Source organism: Microbacterium sp. NPDC090007 (assembly GCF_044748345.1).
In the GTDB taxonomy this organism is placed as follows: Bacteria; Actinomycetota; Actinomycetes; order Actinomycetales; family Microbacteriaceae; genus Microbacterium.
Window position 1 is genome coordinate 140,255 of sequence record NZ_JBIVFV010000002.1, and the last position, 15,700, is coordinate 155,954.

At 73.2% G+C, this 15,700-nt stretch carries 15 protein-coding genes; 9 read left to right on the forward strand and 6 right to left on the reverse strand.

Annotated features, from left to right (window positions below; translation table 11 throughout):
* Positions 1–5 precede the first annotated feature (5 nt).
* Positions 6–239, reverse strand: a complete 234-nt coding sequence (gene nrdH / locus ACIPVB_RS09180; RefSeq protein WP_349851647.1) for a glutaredoxin-like protein NrdH — start codon at positions 237–239, stop codon at positions 6–8.
* Positions 240–627: 388 nt separating this feature from the next.
* Here nrdH and ACIPVB_RS09185 point away from each other — a divergent pair, with 388 nt between their 5' ends.
* Positions 628–1,833, forward strand: a complete 1,206-nt coding sequence (locus tag ACIPVB_RS09185; protein ID WP_400368411.1) for an MFS transporter — start codon at positions 628–630, stop codon at positions 1,831–1,833.
* Positions 1,834–1,884: 51 nt separating this feature from the next.
* On the opposite strand, the gene ACIPVB_RS09190 is transcribed toward ACIPVB_RS09185, so the two are convergent.
* Complete coding sequence (locus ACIPVB_RS09190; RefSeq protein ID WP_400368412.1) at positions 1,885–2,289, reverse strand: pilus assembly protein CpaE; 405 nt, start codon at positions 2,287–2,289, stop codon at positions 1,885–1,887.
* 82 nt (positions 2,290–2,371) lie between these two features.
* Here ACIPVB_RS09190 and ACIPVB_RS09195 point away from each other — a divergent pair, with 82 nt between their 5' ends.
* From ACIPVB_RS09195 to ACIPVB_RS09220, 6 genes are all read left to right on the forward strand, one after another.
* Positions 2,372–3,124, forward strand: a complete 753-nt coding sequence (locus ACIPVB_RS09195; RefSeq protein WP_400368413.1) for an alpha/beta fold hydrolase — start codon at positions 2,372–2,374, stop codon at positions 3,122–3,124.
* A gap of 91 nt (positions 3,125–3,215) precedes the next feature.
* Entirely contained in the window at positions 3,216–4,376 is a 1,161-nt protein-coding gene (locus tag ACIPVB_RS09200) for an acyl-CoA dehydrogenase family protein (protein WP_400368414.1), read from the forward strand.
* Positions 4,376–5,650, forward strand: coding sequence for a DUF445 domain-containing protein (locus ACIPVB_RS09205; RefSeq protein ID WP_400368415.1), 1,275 nt, complete (start codon positions 4,376–4,378; stop codon positions 5,648–5,650). Before ACIPVB_RS09200 ends, ACIPVB_RS09205 begins: the two co-directional genes overlap by 1 nt.
* Positions 5,647–6,162: a gamma-glutamylcyclotransferase family protein gene (locus ACIPVB_RS09210; RefSeq protein WP_400368416.1), complete on the forward strand. Its 516-nt coding sequence runs from the start codon at positions 5,647–5,649 to the stop codon at positions 6,160–6,162. The genes ACIPVB_RS09205 and ACIPVB_RS09210 overlap by 4 nt, the downstream gene beginning before the upstream one ends.
* Positions 6,159–7,058 (forward strand): agmatinase family protein, encoded by a 900-nt coding sequence (locus ACIPVB_RS09215; RefSeq protein ID WP_400368418.1) that lies wholly within the window; start codon positions 6,159–6,161, stop codon positions 7,056–7,058. The genes ACIPVB_RS09210 and ACIPVB_RS09215 overlap by 4 nt, the downstream gene beginning before the upstream one ends.
* On the forward strand, positions 7,055–7,519 hold the full coding sequence (locus tag ACIPVB_RS09220) for a SixA phosphatase family protein (protein WP_400368419.1): 465 nt from the start codon (positions 7,055–7,057) through the stop codon (positions 7,517–7,519). The genes ACIPVB_RS09215 and ACIPVB_RS09220 overlap by 4 nt, the downstream gene beginning before the upstream one ends.
* Before the next feature lie 35 nt (positions 7,520–7,554).
* On the opposite strand, the gene hutI is transcribed toward ACIPVB_RS09220, so the two are convergent.
* The 3 genes from hutI to hutH are packed head-to-tail and all read right to left on the reverse strand — an operon-like array spanning position 7,555 to position 12,291.
* Positions 7,555–8,757: an imidazolonepropionase gene (gene hutI / locus ACIPVB_RS09225; protein WP_400368420.1), complete on the reverse strand. Its 1,203-nt coding sequence runs from the start codon at positions 8,755–8,757 to the stop codon at positions 7,555–7,557.
* Positions 8,754–10,703, reverse strand: coding sequence for a urocanate hydratase (locus ACIPVB_RS09230; protein ID WP_400368421.1), 1,950 nt, complete (start codon positions 10,701–10,703; stop codon positions 8,754–8,756). Before ACIPVB_RS09230 ends, hutI begins: the two co-directional genes overlap by 4 nt.
* Before the next feature lie 34 nt (positions 10,704–10,737).
* Positions 10,738–12,291 (reverse strand): histidine ammonia-lyase, encoded by a 1,554-nt coding sequence (gene hutH, locus ACIPVB_RS09235; protein WP_400368422.1) that lies wholly within the window; start codon positions 12,289–12,291, stop codon positions 10,738–10,740.
* 61 nt (positions 12,292–12,352) lie between these two features.
* Between hutH and ACIPVB_RS09240 the strand changes: the two genes are divergently transcribed.
* Complete coding sequence (locus tag ACIPVB_RS09240; RefSeq protein ID WP_400368424.1) at positions 12,353–13,123, forward strand: IclR family transcriptional regulator; 771 nt, start codon at positions 12,353–12,355, stop codon at positions 13,121–13,123.
* Positions 13,124–13,214: 91 nt separating this feature from the next.
* Here the strand turns inward: ACIPVB_RS09240 and ACIPVB_RS09245 are convergent, their stop codons facing one another.
* Positions 13,215–14,219, reverse strand: coding sequence for a LacI family DNA-binding transcriptional regulator (locus tag ACIPVB_RS09245; RefSeq protein WP_400368426.1), 1,005 nt, complete (start codon positions 14,217–14,219; stop codon positions 13,215–13,217).
* 230 nt (positions 14,220–14,449) lie between these two features.
* Between ACIPVB_RS09245 and ACIPVB_RS09250 the strand changes: the two genes are divergently transcribed.
* On the forward strand, positions 14,450–15,700 hold the full coding sequence (locus ACIPVB_RS09250; protein ID WP_400368428.1) for an extracellular solute-binding protein: 1,251 nt from the start codon (positions 14,450–14,452) through the stop codon (positions 15,698–15,700).

Here is a 15,700-nt window from a genome sequence, read left to right on the forward strand (position 1 = left end):
CCGGATCAGGCCAGGCGCGACGCGAGCTCGTCGATCTTGTCGGGGCGGAAGCCCGACCAGTGGTCCTCGTCGGTGATGACGACGGGTGCCTGCAGGTACCCGAGCAACTTGACCTGCTCGAGTGCCGACGGGTCTTCGGACAGGTCGAGCACGTTGTACTCGATGCCCTTCGAGTCGAGTGCGCGGTAGGTCGCGGTGCACTGGACGCAGGACGGCTTGGTGTAGACCGTGATCGCCATGTCGTTCTCTCTCTCCCCTGGAAAATCGTCGTCCGGGCGGGCAGGGCTCGCCGGGACCTCAATACTACATATGGGTGCCGACATCGGAAGGCACCACAAGGGGTAGTAGTTACATCGGTGTGATTTTCCACCGTCTCTTTCCATGTACAACACAGGTTCTCCACGATTTCATCCACAGATCCACCCCCTTCTGGAGCTCTGTTAACAGGCGCGTTTCCGCGGTTCTCGCGAATGTCGACGCCGGCTGTCCACAGATCGGACGCTAGACGGGGGTTCCGACATCGCACAGGCGGTGGAAAGTCGGTTCCGGCGTGTCGCGGCGTGTCGCGGCATCCGTCCCCCTCCCCACTCCTCCGCGGATGCCGCACCTCGGCTGTAACGTTGTGAAGTGGCCGCCTACCGCGAACTCCTCCGCACCCCCGGCGTGGGGCGCATCATCGCCGCGCAGTTGACGGCGCGCTTCCCCAACGGCATGACGAGCCTGGCGATCCTGCTCCACATCGAGCACGTCACGGGGTCGTACGGGGCGGCGGGCCTGGTGCTGGCTGCCACGAGCATCGGCCAGGCCGTCGCGGGGCCCGTGACGAGCCGATGGATGGGCCGCTGGGGCATGCGCCGCGTGCTGACGGTCACCCTGCTCGTGTGCGCCGCGGCGATCGCCGCTCTCGCGCTGATCGAGCTGCCCCTGCCCCTCTACATGGCGCTGGGCCTGATCGCGGGACTGTCGACCCCTCCGGTGCAGTCGGCCGTGCGCACCATCTACCCCAAGATGGTGCCGTCGAAGCAGCTGACGCCGCTGTACTCCCTCGACGCCTCGCTGCAAGAGATCATCTGGGTGCTCGCCCCGGTGCTCATCACGCTCGTCGCGACCCAGATCGGCACGGTGCCCGGTCTTCTGCTCGTCGTCGTCATCCTCATCGTCGGCGGTGCATGGTTCATCCTCAGCCCCGAGGTCGGCCGCGTCCGCATCCCGCGCAGCCGCCGGGGCCTCGGGCGCGTCCTCAGCAAGCCCCCGGTGGTCCTGGCGACCGCGACCGGATTCCTCCTCATCGGGGCGTGCGCGGCGGTCGAGGCCGGGGTGGTGGCCACCTTCGACCACGGCGGCCTCGAGGCCGGACTCGTCCTGGCGGTCTTCGCGGTGGGCAGCCTCGCGGGCGGCCTGTCGTTCGGGCACATCCCGATCGGCCCCTGGGCGATGGCCCGTCGCTTCGCCATCGTCGCCCTCGGCCTCTCGCTCACGATCGTCTCGCTCAACGCCTGGTGGCTCGGGGCGACCTTGCTGGTGGCGGGCGCCGGCATCGCCCCCGCCCTCGCGGTGATGTTCGCCATGACCAGCGCGAGCGTGCGCTTCAGCGAGACCGCCGAGGCCTACGGCTGGATCGGCACCGGTCAGCTCATCGGCGCGGCGGCGGGCTCGGCCGTGGCGGGATTCCTCGTCGACGGCGTCGGGCCGACGGGCGCGTACGTGGCCGCGGCCGGGTTCGCCGTCGCCGGCCTCATCGTGTCGGCGGTGTTCGTGCGCGGCTTCCCCGACCTGCGCCACCGCGATGCGAGCCCCATCCCCGACACCGAGCCCGTCCCCACGGTCACCTGACGACCGACCGCAGCCGCGGGCCCGCCCCCCGAGACGTGGACCGCACGGCCCTCAGTGCGTCCGTCGCAACAGCTCCAGGACCGCGAGGGCGTAGGCGTCGGCGGGAGCGGGGTGGTCGAACACGAGGGTGGATCCGCCCACCGAGATCTCGACCTCGTACGTGTCCGACAGACGCCGCAGCGACCGGAAGGTCGAGCGCAGCATTTCGCGCAACTGCGACTCCGACGGCAGCCACAACGCGTCCTCGGTCGCCACCGAGTCCAGCGCCCACTCGGTCGTGCCGTTGAAGGCGAGGATGCGCCCGGTCGGGTAGTCGCGCGGCTCGATCGTCATGTCGCTGACGGTGAAGACGTCGGCGTCGAACTCCGGCTCGTCGAGCTGGAAGCGATCACCGGAGCGGGGGTGCCACACCAGTCCCGCCTCGCGCAGGGCCAGGGCCATCTCGGTCGAGATCATGGCATCCATTCTGGTGTCGTTCCGTGACGCGGGGGCGGACCGGGCGCGATGCCTCCGGACCCTGGACAGCACAATGGATGCCATGCCCGCACCCGTGATCCTCCCCCGCCTGTCGTGGGGCGCCGCCGACGCGCCCCCCGTCCTGCTCGCGCACGGCCTCGGCTCGGACGGCGCTCTGATGTGGCGCTTGGGCACGGCACTCGGGGAGGCGGGGTGGTGCGCCACCGCGGTCGACCTGCGCGGTCACGGCGACGCTCCGCGGGCGCTCGACTACTCGGTCGCCGCCTACGCCGCCGACCTCGTCGCCACCGTGCCCGACGGCGGCGGCGCGTGGGATGCCGTCGTCGGCCACTCCCTCGGCGGGGCGGCGGCCACCGTGGCAGCCGCGACCCGTCCCGCGTGGACCCGCCGGCTCGTGCTCGTCGACCCGGCGATCGCGCTCTCGCTGCAGGACCGCGAGGTCGTGCGGGTGAGCCAGGAGCAGTCCTTCGCCGACCCGCGGGTCGAGACGGTGCGCGCGACGCATCCCGATTGGCATCCGCTCGACGTCGAGCTCAAGGCGCGGGCGACGCAGCGCGCCAGCCGCTGGGCGATCGAGCAGACCTCGGCGCAGAACGACCCGTGGGACGTCCGCGCCCACGCCGCCGCGCTGACCGTGCCCACGCACGTGCTGGGTGCCGACCCGGCCGTGCACTCGCTCTTCACCGGCGAGCTGGCGGCCGAGGTCCTGCGAAACCCCGCGGTGACGATGAGCGTCATCGCGGGCGCGGGGCACTCCCCCCACCGCGATCGTCCCGAGGCGACCGTCGCGGCCCTGCTCGACGCGCTGCGCTGACGCGGGCGTCCGGCGCGATCGAGCGCGCACCGCTCGACCGCATCCGCCACCCCCACCCGCGATGTCGGTGGACACGTCCACAATGGATGCCATGACCTCGTTCGACCCGGCTCGGTTCCTGCCCGACGACCTGCTCGCGCGCATCCGCGAACGGGCCGCCGTGCACGACCGCGAGAACACCTTCCCGCACGACGACCTCGACGAGCTCCGGGCGGCGGGGTATCTCGGCATCCTGGTCCCCCGCGCGCAGGGCGGTGCGGGGCTCGGCCTGGCCGAGGCGTCGCTGCTGCAGCAGCGTCTGGCGGGAGCCGCTCCCGCGACGGCGCTCGCGGTGAACATGCACCTGGTGTGGACCGGTGTCGCCAAGGTCCTGCGCGACCGCGGCCTCGACGACCTCGCCTTCGTCGAAGAGCGCGCGGCGGCGGGCGAGGTGTTCGCGTTCGGGATCAGCGAGGCGGGCAACGACCTGGTGCTGTTCGGCAGCGACACCGCGGCCGAGCCCGACGCGGACGGCGGGTACCGCTTCACCGGCACCAAGATCTTCACCTCGCTGTCGCCGGTGTGGACGCATCTGGGCGTGCACGGTCTCGACACCACCTCGGCCGACGCCCCGAAGATGGTCTTCGCCTTCCTCGAGCGCGGCGACGCCATCGTGGCGCGCGACGACTGGGACACCCTGGGCATGCGCGGGACGCAGAGCCGCACGACGGAGCTGCGCGGGGCGCACGCGCCGGCCGACCGCGTCATCCGGCGCCTCGCCCCCGGCCCGCAGCCCGACCCGCTGGTGTTCGGCATCTTCGCGGTGTTCGAGATCCTGCTCGCCTCGGTGTACACGGGCATCGCGCGCCGTGCCCTCGAGCTCGCGGTCGCGGCGGCGACGGCGCGGCGCTCGAAGAAGACGGGAACGGTCTATGCCGACGACCCCGACATCCGCTGGCGCGTGGCCGACATGGCGCTCGCCTACGACGCGCTGCCCCCGCAGCTCGCGACCCTCGCGAACGACGTCGATTCGCGGGCCGACCACGGCGGCCGGTGGTTCTCGCTGCTCGCCGGGGTCAAGTACCGCGCCGTGTCGATGGCGAAGGAGGTCGTGGACGACGCCATCCTCGTCGGCGGCGGGTCCGCGTACTTCGCGCACAGCGAGCTGAGCCGCCTGTACCGCGACGTGCTCGCGGGCATGTTCCACCCCTCCGACGCCGAGTCGGCGCACTCCACGACCGCCGCCGCGTGGCTCGGCCCGGTGACCGACTGATGGCGCGCACGCCCACCGCCGCGCTGAGTCCGGCCGATCAAGAACGCCGCCGCGCCCTGCGCGTCATGAAGGGTGTGGCCCTCGGCGCGTTGCTCGGGATGGCGCTGATCTTCGCGGTGTCGTTCCCGTTCCAGCGCGAGGTCGAATGGCTGCAGTACGTCCGCGCGGCCGCAGAGGGCGGCATGGTCGGCGCCCTGGCCGACTGGTTCGCGGTGACGGCGCTGTTCCGGCATCCCCTCGGACTGCCCATCCCGCACACCGCGATCATCCCCCGCCGCAAGGACGAGATCGGCCGGCAGCTCGGCGAGTTCGTCGAGACCAACTTCCTCGAGGGCGACGTCGTGCGCACCAAACTCGAGTCGACGCCGCTGTCGGCCCGCGCGGGAGCCTGGCTCGCCGGCCCCACCCACGCCGAGCGCGTCGCCGCCGAGGGCGCGACCCTGGCCACGAGCATCCTCACGGCGCTCGACGACGACGACGTGCAAGTACTGATCGAAGACCTCGCCCGCGAGCACCTGCTCTCGCCCGACTGGGGACCGTCGATCGGCGGCTGGCTGCAGCGCGTCGTCGGCTCGGGCGCGCACCACGGTGCCGTCGATCTCGCGCTCGACAACATCGCCGTGTGGCTCGGCAACAACCGCGACACGTTCCACGGGCTGGTGTCGCGCCGGCTGCCGTCGTGGGTGCCGAGCATGGCCGCGCGCCTGGTCGACGACACCGTGTACCGCGAGGCGGTGCAGTTCGTCGACGCGGTCCGCGCCGATCCCGCTCACCAGGCCCGCGGCGCGATCGACGGCTACCTCGCGCGCCTCGCCGACAACCTGCAGCACGACCCCGCCACGATGGTCCGCCTCGAAGAGGCCAAGGCCGCGGTCTTCGACAGCCCCCGGGTGCGCCAGCTCGCCGCCGACGCCTGGAACACCGCCAAGGCGGGATTGCTGCGTTCCCTCGGCGATGCGGACAGCGCCCTGCGTCGGCGCGCATCGGCCGCCCTGGCCGAGGTGGGCGAACGGTTGCAGCGCGACGAGACGCTGCAGAAGCGCGTGGACGGCTGGGTGATCGACGCCGCGGTCTTCGTGGTCGGACGCTACCGGCACGACATCGCCTCGATTATCACCGACACCGTCGAGCGGTGGGATGCCGAAGAGACCACCGAGAAGATCGAGCTCATGGTCGGCCGCGACCTGCAGTACATCCGTCTGAACGGCACGGTCGTCGGCGCCCTGGCGGGGCTGGTGATCTTCACGGTCGCCCACCTCACGTGGGGATCATGACCGCCCCGGTCGCCCGGTTCCCCGAACGCACGCGCCGCCCGTCCGGGCGGGGCGGGATCGCCCGCGTCGGCGCGCATCGCGCCGTGTCCGAGACGTTGCGCGACCAGGCCTCGCGTCGCACCGCGCCGGCCGCGCGACGGGTGAGTAGCCTGGGCCGGGTGAGCGACGGTTCGGGGACCGCGGAGTTCCTCTTCTCCTACGGGACGCTCCAGCTGCCCGACGTGCAGCTGGACACGTTCGGCCGCGTCGTCGCGGGCGAGGACGACGTCCTCGCCGGCTACCGCCTCGAGTGGGTCGACGTGGGCGACGAGCGGGTCGCGCAGCTGTCGGGACTCGACGAGCACCCCATCCTGCGTCACACCGGCGACCCGCGGGACCGGGTCTTCGGTCGGGTGCTCGCCCTCGACGCCGAAGAGCTCGACGCCGCCGACGAGTACGAGGTGGCGCTGTACCGCCGCACCTCCGTCGTGCTCGCGAGCGGGCGCTTTGCGTGGGTGTACGTCTCGGCATGAGCGCTCTCTCGATCGATCCCCTCTGGCCCCGTGCCGGAGACTGGCCGGCGCCCGCCGACGGGGTGGATGCCGTCCTCCTCGGCGTCCCCGCCTGGCGCACCTCGCTGTCCGCGACCGGGGCCGGCCAGACCCCGGCGGCGGTGCGCGCGGCCCTGCGCCGCTTCTCGCCCACCCTGCTCGGCCCGCCCCCGATCGATCTGAACGCGTCGCTGCGCATCGCGGACGCCGGCGACGTCGACGAGCCCGACGGCCGTGACGGCGAAGCGCGCGTGCGCGCGGCGGTCCACGCCCTCGACGCGGCACGGCTCGTCGTCGCCCTCGGCGGCGACAACTCCGCCACGTACGCCGTCGCGCAGGGGCGCGGCGCGCGCGGACTCATCACCCTCGACGCCCACTTCGACCTGCGCGACGGCGAGTCCAACGGCTCCCCCGTGCGCCGCCTGATCGCCGACGGTCTCGACCCCCGTCGCATCGTGCAGATCGGCCTCGCCGACTTCGCCAACTCCGCGGCCTATGCCCGGCGGGCGCTCGACGCCGGGATCACGGTCGTCCCCGTCGACGAGGTGCGCCGCCGCGGCATCGACGACGTCGTGGCCGAGGCGCTGCGCATCGCCGGGGGTGGCGACGGTCTCCCGCGCCGCGACCGCATCCACCTCGACATCGACGTCGACGTGTGCGACCGCTCGGTTGCCCCGGGATGCCCCGCCAGCGTGCCCGGCGGCCTCGCCGCCTGGGAGCTGCGGGCACTCGTGCGCGGCCTCGCCCGAGACCCCGGCGTCGTCAGCGCCGACATCGTCGAGGTGGACGCCACGGCCGACACCGACGACGCCCGCACCGTTCGATTGGCCGCGCTGTGCGTCCTCGAGCTCCTGGCCGGATTGGCGGAAAGACCATGATCCAACTCGTCCTCGCACGACACGCGAAGTCGGACTGGGCCGACGAGGGCCTCGACGACCACGACCGGCCGCTCAACGACCGCGGGCGAAGGGATGCCCCCGCCATGGCGCGCACGGTGCGCAAGGCCGGCATTCGTCCCGAGACCCTGCTCTCGAGCACGGCACTGCGCGCGCGACAGACGGCCGAGGCGTTCTCGCGCGTCTTCGACGCGGCCGTGCAGGAGCGGCCCGAGCTCTATCTGGCTTCCGCCGACCGCCTGCTCGACGCCGCGCGCGCCGCGGGCTCGGACGAGGTGATGGTCGTCGCGCACGACCCCGGCATGAGCGCTCTCGTCTCGCGCCTCGCCGGCCGCGACGAGCGCATGCTCACGTGCGCGGTGGCGGTGTTCACCTGGCACGAGGGCACCTGGGACGACGTGGATGCCGTGCCCCCCGACGAGTTCGAGTTGTTCACGCCGTAGGTCGGCGGCATCCGCGCGCCGGCGCCCGACAGGGATCAGACCTCGACGCCGTCCTTCCACACGGACCGCACCAGCGGCACACCGGGCCGATAGGCGAGGTGCACGCGCGACGGCGCGTCCAGCAGCACGAGGTCGGCGCGGGACCCGGGAGCGAGGATCCCCACGTCATCGCGGCGCAGCGCCCGCGCTCCGCCCGCGGTCGCCGCCCAGACCGCCTCGGCGGGCGTCATCCCCATCTCGCGGACGGCGAGGGCGATCATCAGCGGCATCGAGCCGGTGAAGCTGGAACCGGGGTTGCAATCGCTCGCCAGCGCCACGGTGACGCCAGCGTCGAGGAGACGACGTGCGTCCGGATAAGGCTGGCGGGTCGAGAACTCCACGCCGGGCAGCAGTGTCGCAACGGTGCCCGAGCCGGCGAGCGCGGTCACGTCATCGTCCGACAGATACGTGCAGTGATCGACCGCCGCGGCGCCCATCTCGACCGCGAGCGCGGCGCCCGCGCCCGGCCCGAGCTGATTGCCGTGCACCCGGATGCCGAGACCCGCCGCCCGTCCCGCCTCGAGCACGCGCCGACTCTGCGCGGCGGTGAAGGCGCCCTGCTCGCAGAACACGTCGATCCACCGCGCCAGCGGAGCCACCGCCGAGAGCATGTCGCCCACGACGAGGTCGACGTAGGCCTCGGGCCGATCGGCGAACTCGGGGGCGACCACGTGCGCCCCGAGGAAGGTGACCTCGTCCGTCGCCTCGGCCGCCAGACGGGCCAGGCGCGACTCGGTGGCGACGTCCAGACCGTACCCCGTCTTGATCTCCAGCGTCGTCGTCCCCTGCGCGCGGCACTCCGCGACGAGGGTGGCGAGACGCTCGCGCAGCTCGTCGTCGGCGGCGGCGCGGGTCGCGGCGACCGTGGTGCGGATACCGCCGGCCGCGTACGCCTGACCCGCCATGCGGGCCGAGAACTCCTCGGCGCGGTCCCCCGCGAACACGAGGTGGGTGTGACTGTCCACGAACCCGGGGATCACGGCCCGACCGCCCACGTCGACGACCCGCACCTCGGCGCCGGGGCCGGCGGGCGTCGACGAGGCCGCGAGCGCCTCGTCCACGGCATCCGTCGATCCGATCCACGCCACGAGACCGTCGCGGACCAGCACGGCCGCGTCGTTGCGTGTTCCGCAGGGGTCGTCGGGATCGGCGACGTTGGTCGTCAACTCGCCGATCCCCGTCAGCAGCAGCGCCGTCACGGCATCGGAATCGTCAGGCCGCGCGCGGCGGCGACCTCGCGGGCGCGGTCGTAGCCGGCATCCACGTGCCGCATGACGCCCGTGCCGGGGTCGTTCACGAGCACGCGTGCGAGCTTCTCGGCGGCCAGCGGGGTGCCATCGGCCACGCACACCTGACCGGCGTGGATACTGCGGCCGATCCCGACGCCCCCGCCGTGGTGGATCGACACCCAGGACGCTCCGCTCGCGGTGTTGAGCAGGGCGTTCAGCAGCGGCCAGTCGGCGATCGCATCGGAGCCGTCGGCCATCGCCTCGGTCTCGCGGTAGGGCGAGGCGACGGAACCGGAATCGAGGTGGTCGCGACCGATGACGATCGGTCCCGCCAGCTCGCCCGACGCCACCATCTCGTTGAAGCGCAGCCCCGCGAGATGCCGCTCCTGGTAGCCGAGCCAGCAGATGCGGGCGGGGAGGCCCTCGAAGGGGACCGTCGCGCCCGCTTTGTCGAGCCAGCGGTGCAGGGCGGCATCGTGCGGGAACAGCTCGGCCACGGCTCGGTCGGTCTTGGCGATGTCCTCGGGGTCGCCCGACAGGGCCACCCATCGGAACGGCCCCTTGCCCTCGGCGAAGAGCGGGCGGATGTAGGCCGGCACGAACCCGGGGAACGCGAACGCCCGGTCGAAGCCCCCCAGCTCCGCTTCGCGACGGAGGGAGTTGCCGTAGTCGAACACCGCCGCCCCGGCATCCTGGAACCCGACCATCGCGCGCACGTGCGCCGCCATGCTCTCGCGGGCGCGGCGGGTGAAGTCCTCGGGATCGCGCGCGGCCTCGGTCGCCCACTCCTCGACCGAGACACCCACGGGCAGGTACGACAGCGGGTCGTGCGCACTGGTCTGATCGGTGACGATGTCGACCGGGATGCCGCGGGCGAGCAGCTCCGGGAACACCTCGGCCGCGTTGCCGGCGACACCCACCGACAGCGCCTCGCCCACCCGGCGGGCAGCGGTCACCCTCTCGACCGCGGCGTCGAGGTCGTCGGCGACCTCGTCGAGGTAGCCGTGCGCGACGCGACGGTTCAGGCGTGCCCGGTCGACGTCGACGATGAGCACGGCGCCGCCGTTCATCGTGACCGCGAGGGGCTGCGCTCCGCCCATGCCGCCGCACCCGGCGGTGAGGGTCAGCGTCCCCCGCAGATCGTCGGCGGGGTCCTCCGACCCGGTGGTGGAGGCCGTCGAGGCGCGGTTCAGCGTCCGCGCCACCGCCGCGAACGTCTCGTAGGTGCCCTGCAGGATTCCCTGCGTGCCGATGTAGATCCACGACCCGGCGGTCATCTGGCCGTACATGGTCAAACCGAGGTCTTCGAGGCGGCGGAACTCGGGCCAGGTCGCCCAGTCGCCGACGAGGTTCGAGTTGGCGATGAGCACGCGCGGCGCCCACTCGTGGGTGCGGAACACCCCGACCGGCTTGCCCGACTGCACCAGCAGCGTCTCGTCGGGTTCGAGCTCGTCGAGCGTGCGCACGATCGCGTCGTACGCGGCCCACGAGCGGGCGGCCCTGCCCGTGCCGCCGTACACGACGAGGTCGTCGGGCCGCTCGGCGACCTCGGGGTCGAGGTTGTTCATGAGCATGCGCTTGGCGGCCTCGGCACCCCAGCTCTTCGCCGTCCGGATGTCGCCGCGCGCGGCGCGGACGGGACCGCGTGCGACGGATCGGTCCACCGGTGCGGCGGCGGGCGCGGCGGGCGGGACCGGTGCGGATGCCGCGGTGGGTGCGGCCAATGCGGCGGCGGGCGGGACCGGTGCGGCGGCCTGTGCGGATGCCACGGTGGGTGCGGCGGCGGGTGCGGCGGGCGGGACCGGTGCGGACGCCACGGTGGGTGCGGCCGATGCGGCGGCCGGCGGGACCGGTGCGGCGGCCGGTGCGGATGCCGCGGCGGGCGCGGCGGCGGCGGATGCCATCGGGTCGGTCATGCGTGATCTCCTTCGATCGGGACGCGGGCGGGGGTCAGGCGGACGGGACGGGGGCGGGACGCACCTGCGCGAGGGCGACCCGGGCGACCTCGCCCGCGAGGACCGCCTCGGTGACGGCCTCGATCTCGGGCGACACGAAGCGGTCGGGGCCCGGCCCGGCCACCCGCTGACGGATGAGGTCGCGGACGGCGCCGGTGGCCGGGGCGGGTGCGAGCGGGGCGCGCAGGTCGAGGGCGCGGCATCCGGTGAGCACCTCGATGGCGAGCACGCGGGCGAGTCCGTCGATCGCACGGCGGAGCTTGCGGGCGCCCGCCCAGCCCATCGACACGTGGTCCTCCTGCATGGCGCTGGAGGGGATCGAGTCCACCGACGCGGGCATGGCCAGACGCTTGAGCTCCGAGACGATCCCCGCCGCGGCGTACTGCGCGATCATCAGGCCCGAGTCCACGCCCACCTCGTCGGCGAGGAACGGCGGCAGGCCGTTGCTGCGCGCCGCATCCAGCGCGCGATCGGTGCGCCTCTCCGACATGGATGCCACATCCGCCACCGCGATCGCGAGGAAGTCCAGGACGTAGGCCACCGGCGCCCCGTGGAAGTTGCCGTTCGATTCGACACGACCGTCCGCGGTGACGACGGGGTTGTCGACCGCCGAGGCCAGCTCCTGGCGGGCGATGCGCGCGGCGTGGTCGATCGTGTCGCGCGCGGCGCCGTGCACCTGCGGTGCGCAGCGCAACGAGTAGGCGTCCTGCACGCGCGTGCACCCGGGGCCGCGGTGGCTGGCGACGAGGGGCGAATCCGCGAGGAAGGCGCGCAGGTGCGCGGCGGAGACCGCCTGACCGTGCTGGGGGCGCAGCGCCATCAGGTCGGCGGCGAAGACGGCATCCGTCCCCAGCTGCGATTCGATCGACAGCGCGGCCGCCGCATCGGCCGTGGTCAGCAGCATCTCGAGGTCGTGCAGGGCGAGCAGCAGCATGCCCAGCATGCCGTCGGTGCCGTTGATGAGGGCCAGCCCCTCTTTCTCGCGCAGCACGACGGGGGCGATGCCCGCGGCGCCGAGCGCCTCGGCGGCGGGTCGGCGCCCTCCCGTGCCGTCGCGCACCTCTCCCTCGCCCATCACCGCGAGGGCGACATGCGACAGCGGTGCGAGGTCGCCCGAGCAGCCGAGCGAGCCGTACTCGCGCACGATCGGGGTGATCCCCGCGTTGAGCAGGGCCGCGTACGTCTCGACGACGACGGGTCGCACCCCCGTGCGTCCGGTCGCCAGCGTCTGCAGCCGCAGGAGCATCAGCGCGCGCACCACCTCGCGTTCGACCTCGGCACCGGTACCCGCCGCGTGCGAGCGGATCAGGCTGGCCTGCAACGGCGCGCGGCGGTCCTCGGCGATGAAGGTGGTGGCGAGCGCGCCGAAGCCCGTCGAGATGCCGTAGTGCGGTTGGGGATCGTCGGCGAGGGCGTCGATGAGCGCGCGGGTGTCGGCGACGCGCCGCACGGCGCCCGGATCGATCGTCACCGCGGCGTCGTGGCGGGCGACGGCGACGACCTCGCGGGGCGTGAGGGGGGCGGATCCGAGGACGACGCGGGTGTGCATGAGCCGATTCCATCGCGCGCCGAGCCCGTGCGGCACCGGGTTCTGGCATCCTGTGTCTGTCATGCCAGACATTCCGCGCCCGCAGGTCCCCGCCGCCGATCAGACGCTGCGGATCCTCGCCCTGCTCGCGCGGCAACCGGGACCGATGGCGGCGCAGACCATCGCGTCGGCGCTCGCGATCCCGCGATCCAGCACCTACCACCTGCTGGCGACCCTCGAGCAGCACGGCTTCGTCGTGCACCTGCCGGGCGATCGGCGGTGGGGCCTGGGCACCGCCGCCTTCGAGCTCGGCGGCGGCTACGCCCGACAGCAACCGCTGGCCCGGCTGGGTCGACCACTGCTGGCGGCCTTGTCGGACCGCGTCGGCGAGAGCGCCCACCTGGCCGTGCTCGCCGGTCGCGACGTGCTCTACATCGTCGAGGAGCGCGCGCCGCGCCGCCCCGCCCTGGTGACCGACGTGGGCGTGCGGTTGCCCGCGCACCTCACCGCGACGGGCCGGGCGATGCTCGCGGCGCTCCCCCGCGAGCAGGTGCGGGCCCTGTTCCCGGATGCCACCGCCCTCACGCAGCGACACGGCTCGGGCCCCGCGACTCCGCGCGCGCTGCGCGAGGTGCTCCGGCTCGTGCGGGCGGACGGCTTCGCGAGCGAGAACGGCGAGGTGACCCCCGGATTCCGCTCCGTCGCCGCCGCGGTGCTCGATCACACCGGGTGGCCCGCTGCGGCCGTGGCGCTCACCTGGCCGGACGACGTGGAGCGCGACGCCGGACTCCTGGCATCCGCCGCGACCTCGGCCGCCCACGAGCTCGCCCGCCGCCTCGGCCGTCCCGCCTGACGCTCGAGCTCCCTGCGTCAGCGGCGCCATCGGGCCCCGGTGCGCACGCGCACCCGACACGAGGCCGCCGATGAACGCCCCCGCCCGCGGGTCAGCGCACGACGAGGCGCGGCTCGACGAGCACGTGCGCGGCACCGGCGGTCGCGGCGCGCGGGGCGACGACGTTGCCGTCGCCCATGAGCAGGTCCAGGGCCCCGGACGCCACCCGCTCGGGCAGCTGCTCGACGCTCGAGAGCCCGAGGGCCTCGGCCGCGGGGGTGTTGTCGAAGCCGACGATGCGCACGTCGGGGCGCCCGGCGACGGCGGCCGCCAGGTGGGCCCCGATGGCGAGGGAGTCGCTCGCGCACACGATGGCGTCCACGTCCGGGTGCTGGGCGAGTCCGGCGGCGACGGCGTCGCGAGCCAGGGCGACGCTGTCCTCCACCACCCAGCGCGGTCCGCGGGCGCCCCCGACGCTCTCGCGCCATCCGCGTTCGCGCTCGTCGCCCGTCCCCGAGCCGGCGGGCCACCCGAGGAAGGCGACGCGGTGCGCGCCGTCGACGTGCCGCAGGTGAGCGGTGGCCGCGTGCGTCCCGGCCGCACCGTCGACGTCGACCCACAGGTGCGCGGGGGCCTCGACGTCGTCCTCTCCCCAGGGACGCCCGAACGACACGAACGGCAGGCCCCGGGCGTTCAGCCACCCCGTGCGGGGGTCGCCGTAGAAGGTTCCGGTGATGACGACGGCATCCACCTCTCCCCCTTCGAGCAGGTCGGCGAGCCGGACGATCTCTTCCTCGGCGGTGCGCGCGGCGTAGAGCAGGACCCGCATGTCGCGTTCTCCCGCGCTCTCGGTCAGAGCGTGCACGAAGCGGTCCAGCACGACGCCGGCGATCCCGCCGGCGTAGGGATCGAGGTGGATGCCGATGGTGGAGCTGCGGCGCGTGCGCAGGCGGCGGGCGGCGGCGTGCGGGCGGTAGCCGAGTTCGGCGATCGCCGCCTCGACGCGGACGCGGGTGGCCTCGCGGACGATCTCGGGGGTGTTGACGACGTTCGAGACGGTCTGGCGGGAGACCCCTGCCACGCGCGCGACGTCGTCGACGGTGGGCGCCTTCATCATCGCCGTCCTCCCCTCTGCCGTCGTGGGCGGGCTTCGTCGCGGGCGTCCTGAGGAAGACTCCCCCGGACGCCGCCGGTCCGTCGCGGTTCCGTCAGCCTAGGCCGACCGGCAACGGCTTGACACGCAGGCCCGCCGTTCCTTACCTTTGTTCCACCGTCATTTGAACGTTCAAAAAGACGGCCCTCCGCGCACTCGGAGGGGTCGCATGCCTCATCGAAGGAGAGAGACACATGACACGGCACCTGCCCGCATCCCGCACGCGCACGGCCCTCGCCGCCGGCGCCCTGCTCGCCACGGGAGCCCTCACGCTCACCGCCTGCGGATCCGGCTTCAACGACACCCCGGGCGAGGGCCAGGCCTCGGGTGGAGGAAAGCTCACCCTGCTGATCGGCTCCTCGGGCGACGCCGAGACCCAGGCCGTCACCGACGCCGTCGCCGCGTGGAGCGAGCAGTCGGGCGTCGAGGCCGAGGTCCAGACCGCCAACGACCTCCCCCAGCAGCTCTCGCAGGGATTCGCCGCCGGCTCCCCGCCGGACCTGTTCTACCTGGCACCCGAGGCCCTCGCGGGGTACGCGGCGAACGGCTCGATCGCCGCCTACGGCGACGACCTGGCCAACAAGGACGACTTCTACCCCTCGCTCGTCGACAACTTCACCGTCGACGGCACCTTCTACTGCGCACCGAAGGACTTCTCCACCCTCGGGCTCATCATCAACACCGACCTGTGGTCCGCCGCCGGGCTCACGGATGCCGACATCCCCACGACGTGGGATCAGCTGGCATCCGTGGCACAGCGCCTGACCGCCGACGGCCGCGTGGGTCTGGCCTTCGGCGCCGAGTACCAGCGTGTCGGCGCCTTCATGGCGCAGGCCGGAGGGGGACTCGTCACCGACGGACAGGCCACCGCCGACAGCCCCGCCAACGTCGAGGCCTTAAACTACGTCAAGACGCACCTCAACGACGGCACCTTCGCGTTCGCGGCCGATGTGGGCGCGGGCTGGGGTGGCGAGGCCTTCGGCACTCAGAAGGCCGCGATGGTCATCGAGGGCAACTGGATCTCGGGCGCGATGTCGGCCGACTACCCCGACGTCAACTACACCGTGGCCGAGCTGCCCGCAGGCCCCGGTGGCCAGGGCACGCTGCAGTTCACCAACTGCTGGGGCATGGCCGCCGACAGCGCCAACCAGGAGCAGGCGCGCTCGCTCGTGGAGTTCCTGACCAGCACCGATCAGCAGCTGGCGTTCTCCGAGGCCTTCGGCCCGATGCCCTCGATCCAGTCCGCCGCCGACGCGTGGTCCAGCGCCAACCCCGACCAGACCGCTTTCCTCGCCGGAGCCGAGTACGCGCAGTTCCCGCCGAACATGGCCGGGGCCGCCGACGTCATCACCGACTTCAACGCCCAGCTGGAGTCGCTGAAGACCGGTGACCCGCAGGCCCTGCTGTCGACCGCGCAGTCGAACCTCGAGGCCATCGTCGAGTAA

Bases quoted from the DNA above. Each gene is read 5' to 3' on its own strand.
- ACIPVB_RS09240 (WP_400368424.1), top strand. From the start codon at position 12,353: ATGCCAGACATTCCGCGCCCGCAGGTCCCCGCCGCCGATCAGACGCTG.
- ACIPVB_RS09215 (WP_400368418.1), top strand. From the start codon at position 6,159: ATGAGCGCTCTCTCGATCGATCCCCTCTGGCCCCGTGCCGGAGACTGG.
- ACIPVB_RS09210 (WP_400368416.1), top strand. From the start codon at position 5,647: ATGACCGCCCCGGTCGCCCGGTTCCCCGAACGCACGCGCCGCCCGTCC.
- ACIPVB_RS09195 (WP_400368413.1), top strand. From the start codon at position 2,372: ATGCCCGCACCCGTGATCCTCCCCCGCCTGTCGTGGGGCGCCGCCGAC.
- ACIPVB_RS09220 (WP_400368419.1), top strand. From the start codon at position 7,055: ATGATCCAACTCGTCCTCGCACGACACGCGAAGTCGGACTGGGCCGAC.
- hutH (WP_400368422.1), bottom strand. From the start codon at position 12,291: ATGCACACCCGCGTCGTCCTCGGATCCGCCCCCCTCACGCCCCGCGAG.
- ACIPVB_RS09205 (WP_400368415.1), top strand. From the start codon at position 4,376: ATGGCGCGCACGCCCACCGCCGCGCTGAGTCCGGCCGATCAAGAACGC.
- ACIPVB_RS09190 (WP_400368412.1), bottom strand. From the start codon at position 2,289: ATGATCTCGACCGAGATGGCCCTGGCCCTGCGCGAGGCGGGACTGGTG.
- ACIPVB_RS09200 (WP_400368414.1), top strand. From the start codon at position 3,216: ATGACCTCGTTCGACCCGGCTCGGTTCCTGCCCGACGACCTGCTCGCG.
- ACIPVB_RS09250 (WP_400368428.1), top strand. From the start codon at position 14,450: ATGACACGGCACCTGCCCGCATCCCGCACGCGCACGGCCCTCGCCGCC.
- ACIPVB_RS09245 (WP_400368426.1), bottom strand. From the start codon at position 14,219: ATGATGAAGGCGCCCACCGTCGACGACGTCGCGCGCGTGGCAGGGGTC.
- ACIPVB_RS09230 (WP_400368421.1), bottom strand. From the start codon at position 10,703: ATGACCGACCCGATGGCATCCGCCGCCGCCGCGCCCGCCGCGGCATCC.
- nrdH (WP_349851647.1), bottom strand. From the start codon at position 239: ATGGCGATCACGGTCTACACCAAGCCGTCCTGCGTCCAGTGCACCGCG.